Genomic DNA, 12,231 nt, shown 5'->3' with positions numbered 1-12,231 from the left:
GGGGCGGGTGCCGCCTAATAATCTACGATTGAAGCGAGAAGATCGAGGCAAAACCCGCCCGACTTTGCTTTTTTATATCCAGCGTTAGTCTCGACATAAACCTAGAATGTAGCTAACACAACACAAAAAAAAGTGCAAGTCACTCGAACGTGCGACTGTTAACTCACAGCTAGCCAGTGTTATCAATTAAAAAAGAAACTTAAATCGTTCACAGTCAAAACAATCTCAGAGTGCATTTCTACAGCTGTAGAAATTAATGATAGTGAAATGAGCGAGATAGCCGGAGGTTGTGGCTATCTAGTTTCGCCATTCTCATCGTTTATGCAAATGGAGATTTTCCAGTGAATTCACAGAAACAAAGTCGGCAGCTCGAAGTTATTTTGACATCTCAAAATCTTGATAAACTCCCACCAGCAAAAGCTGAAGCTCAAAATTACGAACATAGCGACACACATTATACTATCGAAGTCACAGGCGATCGCAGCGGCTCAGCTCCAGATACTTTAGCACCGGTGGTACCCAAGAAGGCGATCGCCAAAGATGGTTGTGTCCTCAATCCGAGGATGCTGCACCAGATTCAGGCAGAGGCAAATAACCCAGGATTTAGCAAAATCTACCAAATACTCACACAATTCCAGCAAATGTTCGATCGCTTAGGTGCGATCGTTTTGGCTGTAGACGGACAAGTGCACTTCATCGCTCAACGCGCCGAACAACTGTTGAGCCAGTATTTTTTATCCCGCGCCCCGCACTCATTGCCAGAACTCTTACAACATTGGTTCAAGCAACAGATTTCGAGACTTAAATTCAACGGCAATGTTCCATCTAGCTGTTTACCATTGCACGTTCAGCAAGCAGGAAAACAGTTGAGCGTCCGTCTGATTCCCGAACCCATCGGCGAGCAATATCTCTTGCTGTTGGAGGAAAAAGAACTGCAAAGATTCTCTATTTCTGGTCTGGAATTGCTAGGACTCACCAAACGCGAAGCAGAGGTTCTTTTCTGGATTTCCCAAGATAAAAGCAATGCTCAGATTGCTAAAGTTCTCGGTTGCACTGAAGGAACAGTGCGAAAACATTTGGAGCACCTTCACTGCAAACTCGGCGTACAAACCCGAACGGCTGCTGTGATGGTTGCTCTGGAAAAATTGGGGATGCTGCCCGAGTAATTTGTTGCATTTTATTTACAATCCTATACGCGGATCGTCGTATTGTTGCCCAAGTTTAAGTTGAAGAGAATTAGAGCATACACAAAGCAAACAGCTTCAATGTAGTTGCTGTTAAAGCTGAGGTATTTAATTGACAACAATTCAACCTTAAATTCAGGAGACAAGATGATGGCAAACCATGAAATGATTGAACTCGACCACGATCCCTTGGAATTCCTAGATGGGGAAGGACTAGCCACCATGGTTAGTTCAGAAGGTGGAGCGGCAGCAGCGGAAGTAGCCGCAGCAGATGAGCAGATGGTAGCAACTTTAGAGCTTCATGAAGCCCTGGCTGGTTGCTTTAGTATAGTTGGCCCGATCGCAATTTGCTATACCAAAGTTGGGGCAGGCTTTAAAGTCTGCTTGAAACTAGCAGGAATTGAAGCAGCCTGCGCCAATATAGGTCTCAATAAGTGCCAGACACTTCAAGCCAATATCCTTTTAGCGAAGGCATCAATTAAAGTGTGCTTGCAAGGTAGCTGTCTCAAGTATGAGGCAAAGGCTTGTTATCGCACGACTCCTTTCTCCTCGTGGAAATGTGTTTCTAAGAGCGGCACGATTATCTGCGTGTAGCTAACTTTTTCGACGTAAATTCTGGGCGTGGAGTGTCAGGAGAAACTGCCTAAAAAATCTATTCCGTGTTTGAGTCTCTGGACAAAAATCGCGCGCTATAAATGCTAGCTGCTATCTTGTTCTAAGACCGAGCCAGAATCAAAAAAGCTACCCCTGACCTCTACCTTAAAAATTATCGGTCGAATAAGTAATCGAAGTCTTCTAGATGACTAGGAGACTTTTTTTAATAGCATATTCCCAGACGACGTGAGCCAGAGAATAAAAGGGTGCTTTAGTAAATATGTTTGTAGGGGCGAAGCATGACCGTAGTCAATATGGGATTATAACTAATAACTTATATGCGGTCATGCTTCGCCCTCTTCAAAAACCAGATGCACCCGAATACAACTTGTTATGCAAGCCATATTTATACTGCAATACGGTTCACTTAAAACAGATTCCTAACCCCCCTTAAAAAGCAAGGCCGTTTTATAGTCGGAAGGAGAAATCCCAAATTACAGAAAGCATCGCTCACAGCTTTGGTGGCGTATTAGACGCAACTATCATATTAATAAAAAAAGGTACGTAGTTGGGCCCCGGCCCTCTTTAGATCGAGACAAAGGTACGTAGTTGGGCTTGAACTCTCTTTAGACCAAGACAAAGGTACGTAGTTGGGCTTTAGCCCTCTTTAGACCAAGACAAAGGTACGTAGTTGGGCTTTAGCCCTCTTTAGACCAATACAGTTGACTTAAAAACAATCTGACTTGCAAAAAATGCCTGTATTGCCTATAAAATTGTGAGATGACATTTGTGAGATGATATTCGTCAAAAAGCGTTAAGTCAACCGTATTGCTCTTTAGACGTGTAGATAAAGGAGGCTCAAGCCCAACTACGTACCTATAAAACAAATCTGATTACCAAGGATTGCCAATCATTCTAAAAGCCGCCCAATAGTAGGGATGAGAAAAATTCCGAGTCCCTGTTTTTGTCATTTCCGGAGGTAGCTGCACATTACCCACAGAAGTCCGCAATATCCCCCCTTCAATGCGCACCTCTTGGCGCAACATCTCTAATTGCGCTTGCCGCAAGGCCTCAGCCTTCATCGGAGCAGTTTTCAACTGGCCGTAAAAGTCCGCCATCAATCCCAAACTGCCCTCGTCGCTGACATACCAGAGAGTCGCTAGAGCCGATTTAACCCCTGCTTGCACGGCTAACCCGCCAAAGCCCAACTCGGCTTCTCGATCGCCCACAGCAGTCCTGCAAGCACTCAAAACCAACATATCAACCTGCGGACTGCCCCATCCCATGTCCCGCAACTGATTCAAACGCAATTTAGTATCCCACAACTGAATGAAGGATTCGCTGGGGTTTCCCGATCGAAATTCGGCGTGAGTAGCCAAGTGAATTCTCCCAAAAGGGTACTGCTGGCGCTGCGATTTCAAATTTGCCAGAGTGAAAGCTTGGTTCAAGAAAGACTTACTGGGCGACTCCTGCGGGATAATTGTCGAAACTTCTATTTCCACCGCAGGTAAAGGACTCATATTGGGAAATTGTGACGCCCCCATTGCCAAAACTTGTGTATTTGGCAACTTAGTGGTGCTGGTATCTGTCAAACTCAGACTCGGCATTGAGCCGACGCTGTAACGCTCTATCAGAAAGCCTTTTCCGTCATGTAGCGCCGCCATCGGTATCGATCGCAACCCCATATCCGCAATAAAAGATAGATTCTGAATACCTTTGGCTTGTAACTCTGCCTCGATCGGCGCTATCATCCACTGGTAAAGCTGCTGAGCTAAAGGTAAATAAGTTTTAGTGTTGCGCTTTACCGGATTAGTCAGTTCGTTGCGAAATTTCCGAATAGTTTCCATTACCTCGGCGCGAGAGGTTCCAGCGATCCGCACGCGAAAGGGCGCGCTATCGGGGGCGATTACCATTACTTCGAGTTCGTCAGAGCTTTTAATTTGCTGTTCTACGCGCAACAGCGGCGAACTGTTGTAAGGTCGATCGAATGTAGAACCATTGGGTACAAAGCTCATATATACGAGAGCTGGTTTGATACCTGTGCCTTGTGCGACGCTGCGAAGAATTTTTTGAGACTCTTCCAGGGTGGCGCGTTTATTTGTTTGTGGCAAATTCAGGTAATCGACAAACTCCCTGGTAAATCTGTTTTCTACCGGAAAAATAATGGCGCTGGGGTTAACTGGCAAGCTGGAAACGTCAATAATATTCGAGGTTTCGCGACGTGAATTAGGCTGTTGCAAGGAATTAGATATCTGGTTTTGCTCTTGCAAGCTGGCAGAAAATAAAGGATTTGTGCTGGGAAGCCCGTTGCTGGAGAGCGCCGGAGCGAGTTCCGGTGTCGGTATGGGCGCGAGATTGATTGGTGCGGGAGCAGGGAGAATTTGAGTAATTGTTGGCGCTGGTGACAAATTTGAGTTCGGCGCTGGATTTTGAGCAATCGTTGGTGCTGGTGACAAATTCGAGTTCGGCGCTGAATTTTGAGCAATCGTTGGTGCGATCGGCAAATTCGAGTTCGGCGCTGGATTTTGAGCAATCGTTGGTGCGATCGGCAAATTCGAGTTCGGCGCTGGATTTTGAGCAATCGTTGGTGCGATCGGCAAATTCGAGTTCGGCGCTGGATTTTGAGTAATTGTGGGCGCTGGTGACAAATTCGAGTTCGGCGCTGGATTTTGAGTAATTGTGGGCGCTGGTGACAAATTCGAGTTCGGCGCTGGATTTTGAGTAATTGTGGGCGCTGGTGACAAATTCGAGTTCGGCGCTGGATTTTGAGCAATCGTTGGTGCGATCGGCAAATTCGAGTTCGGCGCTGGATTTTGAGCAATCGTTGGTGCGATCGGCAAATTTGATACTGGTACGCTGGGTTCAGTAATTGTCTGCCCAGGTGCAGGTGCTGGTGCAGGTGCGGTTGCTGGCGCAGGTGCTGGTGCTGGTGCTGGTGCTGGTGCTGGTGCTGGCGCGGGTGTCGGTGCAGGTGCTGGTGCTGGTGCTGGTGCTGGCGCTGGTGTCGGTGCTGGTGCTGGTGCAGGTGCGGGTGTCGGTGCAGGTGCAGGAGTTCGCCTGGGTGCTGGCGGAGGGTTGGGAGTCGGTGCAGGAGTCGGTGCAGGTGCTGGCGCCGGAGTTGGTGCGGGAGTCGGTGCAGGTGCTGGCGCCGGAGTTGGTTCGGGAGTCGGTGCGGGCGTCGGTGCAGGTGCTGGCGCCGGAGTTGGTGCTGGCGCGGGAGTCGGTGCAGGAGTCGGTGCAGGAGTCGGTGCAGGAGTCGGTGCAGGAGTCGGTGCAGGAGTCGGTGCAGGAGTCGGTGCAGGAGTCGGTGCAGGGGTTGGTGCCGGAGTTGGTGCCGGAGTCGGTGCAGGAGTCGGAGTCGGCGTCGGTGCCGGAGTCGGCGTCGGCGAGGTTGAAGAAGTTGTGATATTAATTTGCGTCGGCTGTACGATCTGAGTCTTTGAGCTGGGAAAACTTCCGGATGCAATAACATTTTCCTTCTTGTCGCTCCCAGTGGCAATGCTGCCAGCAGTACCGTTCAAGCTGTTATAGTTGGGCCCGACGCCGAAAATAGTGTTTGAGGCTTGGCCACCGTGGCTAATGGTGATATCTCCACCATTGGCGCTACCAGTCGCGGCGGCGGCAATGCTACAACCTTGCACCAAGCAGGTAAAAGTGCCTGTAGCTCGGAAATAACGGCCGGCTGCAATGTTAATATTTCCTCCGGCTGTTCGCCCTTGGGTGTTGATACGGGTTACTTCTATGTCATTGCTGGCCTTGAGGGTGACTTGACCGCCTTTTTTTTCTTCGGAGTTGGCGTCTATGAAGCCTGTTTGAATGCTGCTTGAGGCTGCAATACTAACATCTCCGGCGTTGCTGGTTTTGTCACTTGAGCCTGCGTTGATATTGCCTGTTTCTACTTTTCCTGTACGGCTGGTGACGCTGATGTTGCCGCCTGCTGCGGTGGTGGAGTTGGAGTTGAGAGCGAGTGTGCTAATGTCGCTGCTGGCTTGTAGGACGATCGCACCTTGGGTACTCGTCAGGTTGCCGCCGGCTGCAAGGGTGTTGGCTGCTTGAATTTCGATCGCCCGAGCGCTGGCACCTTTGACTGCAACATCCCCCGCAGCTACTACTCGGTTAGACGCTGTAAGTACCAATTGACCGCTAGCATTGACGCTGATGCCTGTAGCATTGGTTTGACCGACCCCTGTCAGCAGTTCCGGCAAGGATGCGACTGCTGTTCCAGGGCTGCTTGTCGCTGGCGACGGCTGGATGTCCAAACTCAGCAAACTGTCTGCTTGACTGATTCGCACTAAATTTGTCCCAGTGACTGACGCAACGGTAACTTTACCGCCCGGTGCCGAAAGATTTCCTGTGCTGACAACGGTGCCGCCGAGCAAAGTTAAGCTCTGCCCTGACTTGACTGCTAAGTCGGCTGTGTTGATAATTGCCCCAGCTCGATCGGCTCCAAAAGCAAAGGAAGTGGGCGCGCCCGTCAGAGATGTGTAGGTGTTAGTACCGACTGCGTTAAACGAATTAGAACCAAATCCAATACCGGTGGCCGTGGTTGCTGTAAAAGAAGCCGGCACATTTAAGCTGGCACTGTTGCCAAATATGATGCCCGAGGGATTCATCAGAAACAAGTTAGCATTACCGCCGGTTAATTGAATTGAGCCGTTAATAATCGAAGGGCTGCCGCCGTTAATGCGACCTAAAATGTTGCGAATGCTGGGATTTGAGATAAAGTTGGCTATCTGATTTGGCGACAAACCGAATTGTGTAAAACTGTGGAATAGATTTTGTTTGTCGTTCGATAATTGTCCGCCTTCAATGTCGAAGCGAGTTTGGGGTGTAGGAGTTCCGCTTGGGGTGGGAGTGACTTTAGTGCCAGTTCCATCGTTCGCTGGCACAATTTGAGCTTCGGCTTTTGCTTGCAAAAAGTAAATATTTATCAAGACTATTTGCACAGAAAGTGCCAGTTTGCTAATTCTTTGTTTTGACATGAATTTAGCCGATATTTGAAGATTTTTGGGGGTTTTCATAGTTTTAAAGGGTTTAATTTTTAATAAATCACAAAAATAACGTATCTTCTCCACACTCTCAATATAACTCGCAATGCCTAGACTCTGCATCTTTCGCCTGACACATTCAAAAAAATGGCATTTTAGACCCACTCCGACGCCGAGCAACTGATTTTTTTTTACTATTATTGAGACTTTAACGAAGGATGGGGTTAAAAATCCGGTTGTGCGTCCAAGAGCGATCGGGAAAATTTCTGGTCAAACATCTTTCCTTTCCTGGGTTCAAAAACAACAAAGCTATCTCCACGATAGCCTGTAACAAAAATTATGACAAGAAAAAGTATAGCCTTTCTCAAAAAGATGAGGTATGACTCATAGCTTATATAACCAGTTCCAGTAAGAGGGCTGAAGCCCAACAACGTACCTCATCTTAAGGTTTGAAGGTTGGTGTGTGTCCCGGACTGTTATTGCTTCTTCCTTCTTCCCTGGGCTACAAGCCAAATTTTTAGAGGTTGCTGCAACCCGGTTTTTTTTATAAACCGGGTTTGGCGGTTTCTTGGTGTGAGGTTTGGTGGCGTAAAACAACTTAAATCCGGCTCACTTTTCCTCTCAAAATCAAATCCGCTATTGTCGGTTTCGAGCTGCTGCTTTTCGGTTTTAATCGATCGCCATTTTGCTGTTTAAGGGGCTGTCATAGCGGATTTTTGGCAGGATTTAAGAGTTAATTCGGTGAAGTTTGGACGGTGGGCGAGGGACTGGGTGAATCAGGGCTTGGTGACGATGAACTCGGTGAAGGTGAACTCGGTGAAGGTGAACTCGGTGACGATGAACTCGGTGAAGGTGAACTCGGTGACGATGAACTCGGTGAAGATGAACTTGGTGAAGATGAACTCGGTGAAGATGAACTCGGTAAAGATGGATTCGGTGAGGGCTTGGGTGAAGGAGTCGATTGGTCAGATTTTTTGAGACCGACAAAAGCGTCGTAGCGGGTGGTACGATCGCCAATCACGGCCGCTGTAATGCCGATCGACCGCGTGGCATCTATCCAGATTTTTTGGTTGGGAGGAAACTCCGGCAAAGCGAGGTTTTTCGGGTTAAACGCACTCTCGGTGTCGATGAAAAAATTGCCGTTGTGAGGCTTAAGTTGCGATCGTACAGTTTTTTGGAACAATTCGCTACTTAAAAGCGGACTTGTCGGCGCCGGAACGATCGAGTCTACCACGGGTGCTCCTACTGTCATAAACATTACATCCTTCATCCAGCCGCGAGTTACAGTAATCCCTCCAAACGGCGATTTCCATTGAGTCGCAGGTTGCCCCCCCACTTGAATTTCCTCAACTCTAAACCCTTTAGTTTTCATCATTTCATCAAGCTGTTTCAGGGATTTGTTGGCGGCGCCGCGGTTGTTTGTTTCCACCATAAATACAAATCCAGCAGCAAATTTATCTTTCGGATTCTGCGCGGGGGCTGGTATTAATGATAGAGAAAATTCTCCCGCCATCCAGTTGATGAAATCTTTATCTAAATCCTGGCCAGTAGTCGATTTTAAACCAGTACGCAAAACTTGAGGATTAATCGGTGCAAGCGGGTTAGCATCGGCTCCCAATACGTAGTCTTGCCACAAACGCTGCAAGTTACCGCCCGATACCATCATGATTGTATTGTTTGGCAGGCGGTTAGCCATTTTTAGAGCATTATTTTCCACTGCTATACGAGTAGTAGAATCTGGTTTTAGCCAAGAGATTGATTTGAATCCAATTCCGTCTGCATCCAGCGTCGCTGTGGTGGCAAATCCTTGATTTTGTTGCAGTTTTTCCAGGTTTTCTACCGAAATTTCGCGGGATGAGTTGGCGGCTGTAAAGGCTGCTGCAACCGGCATATTCACGTAGATTTGACCGAAGGCACCGGCATCCTTAATTTGTTGGATGGCGTCTCCATAGCCCGGGGTTTTGGCGAGGGATGGTTCGCCTTTGTAGGTGTCAATTATTCTGTCTGTCGCGGTGGGATCTGTGGTGACTGCTATATAGTTGGTACCGAGTACCGCGACGGAGAAATTGCGATCGGGTATACCTTGAGTTTCTGTAACTTGCACTCCTTTGTAATTGCGCTCAACCATTTTTCCTTGGTTGAGGGGTCTGGGTTTTGCTAATAATTCTTTGGCTTTAATCGGGTTAGAAATCGGCAGGATAATTGCGACTGACTGCTGAATTGGCTGAGGTGGGGGCGCGTTGGGCGCGCGCGGAGGGACTGGTATCGCTGTTTTGTTGCGGAGAAACGCCACCATTACGGTGTTACCCACCCAAGGCTGAATGTCTTGCTGATAGGCGTAACCGTTGCTTGTGAGGATGCGATCGCGCAATTCGCTTAAAAACCTTTCAAACGAAGCTTTCGACTCCGGCGTACCAAATTGTCGCAGCCTATTCCACTGCGATTCATCGGTAGTGATGGATAGAGCCATCATCGCATCTTGGGGAACAACGACGGCTCCCGCTGGCAAATCTTTGGCAGGGCCTCGGGAAATGACGATCGAGTATGCGAGGATACCTAAACCGATCAGAAGTGTGGCGGCTCCGATCGTAAACAGCAGGGAAGATTTATCTTTCTTGAACATTATTCGTAAAGTTCTGGTACTCGCAATATCATAGATTATATTGGTTTGTAGTGAGGACTTTAGTCCTCCGATTTATGAGGACTAAAGTCCTCACTACAAACCTATTTTATTCAAGACTACACTAACCTATTCCCAATTCCCACGCGCCATACCCATATTTTAGTTTCTCGCCTTAAAGTCTTTAAAGATAGTTTGAAATGAGTACATCAGCCTGTGAACATCGTTTGTGGCTCTAGGAAAGATGTTGTGTTCCCATTTTTTGCGCGCAGTAGTCAGTAATTTTGCCACTGGTTGCGAGTAACTATTAGAAATGAAATAGCTGCCGCCTTCGTAGCGAATATCTGACGCCAATCCGATAAAAGCACCAGCCATTTCTAGTTGAAGCTCCGAGGTGCAATGTTCGGATTTTACTGCTAAAATTACCTGCGAGTGTCGGGGTTCCCGGTTGAGCAAACGGCACATATTCGCTTCTTTTTGGTACAGAATTAAAACGTTGCAGTTGTGCAGAACTCCGGCTCTACCTTGGACTTTGACTCCGAGGTGAATTTCCAGCGCAGGTTTGTCAGGAAATTCCACCACAGCATGAGTGTATGGATGTGCTGTTCCGTGGATTTTTCCGGCTGTTTTTCTAAACGTTAAATATTTCGGTGTTTCGTCGTCTAAAACATTGTTATAATAGATATTGCCGCCTTCGTTAGCAACTGCTTTGAGCAGGATGGTGAAGAGGTAAGCATCAAAAATTCTGGCTTGTTCTGCCACTCCGTTGAAATCTGGATCGATCGCGCTTTTCAACTTGCTCTTGATTTCGGAATTGAGGGCGTAGTTGCTCGGCCCGGAGGGCAGTTTTTCGAGTAATTGCTTGAGGGCGATCGCCTGTTTGTGGCGTGGGGCTGTTAAAGTGGACGTAAACTCGATGGTTTGGGCTGTTTTTGCGCCGGAATTGGCAAAGACAATTTTTGTGCCGAGGGGAGAGGTTTCCGATTCTACTTTCAAGAAATAAGCAATTTCGTCTTCCATTTCGGAAGTGTTCACCGTCGCTTGTTCGACAGCAGCAATTAACAGCAAAAGTTGTTCTTTCGCGGTATAATCTTCTATCTTGAGCAGCGGTGTCTTTCGTTTGAGCGATCGCTCTTCAATTACTTTACCTATCTCTACAGTATCGGCGACTTGTTGAACTACCCAACCTAAGTTAAACTCATTCAGAATCGCCGCCAATTCTTGACACAGTTTGGCGTACTCTATCTCATCCATAATTGGTTCTGGGTTGCACACTATATCTCATTATACAAGCTAGTTGATTTTTTTGTCAATGTGCTGTGTTTGCCGATCGATTAAGTAAAACTACCAACACAGGTAAAGATATGTTAAGAAATTTGACTCTTCCTTCTTCCTTCTTCCTTCTTTCTTCTTCCTTCGATAGAGAGTAAGCTATTGTACGACATTGAGAGCGATCGCACTATGGCAACTATCAACGACAACTACCTCAAACTCAAAGCCGGCTACCTGTTTCCCGAAATCGGGCGCAGAGTGAAAGCCTACGCAGACGCGAATCCCGGTGCACCCATCATCCGGCTGGGGATTGGCGACGTGACGGAACCGCTACCGGAAGCTTGCCGCGCGGCGATGGTGAAAGCAGTAGAAGACATGGGCGTGCGGGATACATTTAAAGGATACGGCCCGGAACAAGGTTATGAGTGGCTGAGAGAAAAAATTGCCCAGCACGACTTCAAGTCGCGGGGATGCGATATTGATGCTTCGGAAATCTTTATTTCTGACGGTTCTAAGTGCGATTGCGGCAACATTCTGGATATCTTTGGTGACAACAATACGATCGCCGTTACCGATCCAGTTTACCCGGTTTACGTAGACACGAACGTGATGGCCGGACACACCGGAGACGCCAACGAAAAGGGCGAATACGACGGATTTGTTTACCTGCCAATTACCGCCGAAAACAACTTTACCGCCCAAATTCCCACCGACAAAAAAGTCGATTTAATTTACCTGTGTTTCCCCAACAACCCGACGGGCGCGACTGCCACCAAGGAACACTTGCAAGCTTGGGTAAACTATGCTAAGGTGAACGGTTCGATTATCTTCTTCGACGCCGCCTACGAAGCGTATATTACCGATCCGAGCCTACCACACTCGATCTACGAAATTGAAGGGGCGCGCGATTGTGCGATCGAATTTCGTTCATTCTCCAAGAATGCCGGTTTCACGGGTACTCGCTGCGCCTTAACAGTCGTACCGAAAACTTTGACAGGAAAAGCAGCAGACGGTTCCGATGTCGAAATTTGGAAATTGTGGAACCGCCGCCAATCTACTAAATTTAACGGCGTTTCTTACATCGTGCAGCGCGGTGCTGAAGCGGTTTATTCCGAGGAAGGCAAATCACAAATTCAGGCATTAGTCAATTTTTACATGGAAAATGCGGCGATTATCCGCGAGAAATTGACAGCAGCCGGAATCGAAGTTTTTGGCGGCGAAAATGCACCTTATGTGTGGGTGAAAACGCCTCACGGTTTGTCGAGTTGGGATTTCTTTCAGAAGTTGCTGGAAACTTGCAATGTGGTGGGAACTCCTGGTTCTGGTTTTGGTGCGGCGGGCGAGGGTTATTTCCGTATTTCGGCCTTTAATAGTCGGGAGAATGTGGAGGAAGCAATGAGACGGATTGTGGAGAAGTTTAAGGTTTAATAGGGCGATCGATCGGTCTTTTTTGGCGATCGTATGTACTATTCGTGTCACAATAAATGTCGCTTGTAGTTGGGTTTCGATCCCCCTAAATCCCCCTTAAAAAGGGGGACTTTGAATGAAGTTTATTGCACTTCCCTTATGCAGG

General features: G+C 47.7%; 6 protein-coding genes. 3 read left to right on the top strand and 3 right to left on the bottom strand.

Annotation, left to right across the window (positions count from 1 at the left end; genetic code table 11):
* The first annotated feature begins 341 nt into the window (after positions 1-341).
* Together QZW82_RS15160 and QZW82_RS15155 are read left to right on the top strand one after the other, a co-directional pair.
* Positions 342-1,166: a helix-turn-helix transcriptional regulator gene (locus QZW82_RS15160; RefSeq protein ID WP_293149466.1), complete on the top strand. Its 825-nt coding sequence runs from the start codon at positions 342-344 to the stop codon at positions 1,164-1,166.
* A 165-nt stretch (positions 1,167-1,331) separates the two neighbouring features.
* Positions 1,332-1,778, top strand: a complete 447-nt coding sequence (locus QZW82_RS15155; RefSeq protein ID WP_293149464.1) for a hypothetical protein — start codon at positions 1,332-1,334, stop codon at positions 1,776-1,778.
* A gap of 893 nt (positions 1,779-2,671) precedes the next feature.
* Here the strand turns inward: QZW82_RS15155 and QZW82_RS15150 are convergent.
* The 3 genes from QZW82_RS15150 to QZW82_RS15140 form a co-directional block, all read right to left on the bottom strand.
* Positions 2,672-6,760 (bottom strand): CHAT domain-containing protein, encoded by a 4,089-nt coding sequence (locus tag QZW82_RS15150; RefSeq protein WP_293149462.1) that lies wholly within the window; start codon positions 6,758-6,760, stop codon positions 2,672-2,674.
* Positions 6,761-7,499: 739 nt separating this feature from the next.
* Positions 7,500-9,389: a DUF3352 domain-containing protein gene (locus QZW82_RS15145; protein WP_293149460.1), complete on the bottom strand. Its 1,890-nt coding sequence runs from the start codon at positions 9,387-9,389 to the stop codon at positions 7,500-7,502.
* Between the two features lie 159 nt (positions 9,390-9,548).
* Complete coding sequence (locus QZW82_RS15140) at positions 9,549-10,640, bottom strand: hypothetical protein (RefSeq protein WP_293149458.1); 1,092 nt, start codon at positions 10,638-10,640, stop codon at positions 9,549-9,551.
* A 207-nt stretch (positions 10,641-10,847) separates the two neighbouring features.
* On the opposite strand from QZW82_RS15140, the gene QZW82_RS15135 reads away from it, so the two are divergent.
* Complete coding sequence (locus QZW82_RS15135) at positions 10,848-12,086, top strand: LL-diaminopimelate aminotransferase (RefSeq protein ID WP_293149503.1); 1,239 nt, start codon at positions 10,848-10,850, stop codon at positions 12,084-12,086.
* Positions 12,087-12,231 lie beyond the last annotated feature (145 nt).

Source organism: Microcoleus sp. bin48.metabat.b7b8b9.023 (genome assembly GCF_013299185.1).
Taxonomy (GTDB): Bacteria; Cyanobacteriota; Cyanobacteriia; order Cyanobacteriales; family Microcoleaceae; genus Microcoleus.
This window is presented reverse-complemented; position numbering and strand designations above follow the sequence as displayed.

Excerpts from the sequence above, each read along its gene's own strand:
- QZW82_RS15155 (WP_293149464.1), top strand. The coding sequence starts at position 1,332 with ATGATGGCAAACCATGAAATGATTGAACTCGACCACGATCCCTTGGAA.
- QZW82_RS15150 (WP_293149462.1), bottom strand. The coding sequence starts at position 6,760 with ATGTCAAAACAAAGAATTAGCAAACTGGCACTTTCTGTGCAAATAGTC.
- QZW82_RS15145 (WP_293149460.1), bottom strand. The coding sequence starts at position 9,389 with ATGTTCAAGAAAGATAAATCTTCCCTGCTGTTTACGATCGGAGCCGCC.
- QZW82_RS15140 (WP_293149458.1), bottom strand. The coding sequence starts at position 10,640 with ATGGATGAGATAGAGTACGCCAAACTGTGTCAAGAATTGGCGGCGATT.
- QZW82_RS15135 (WP_293149503.1), top strand. The coding sequence starts at position 10,848 with ATGGCAACTATCAACGACAACTACCTCAAACTCAAAGCCGGCTACCTG.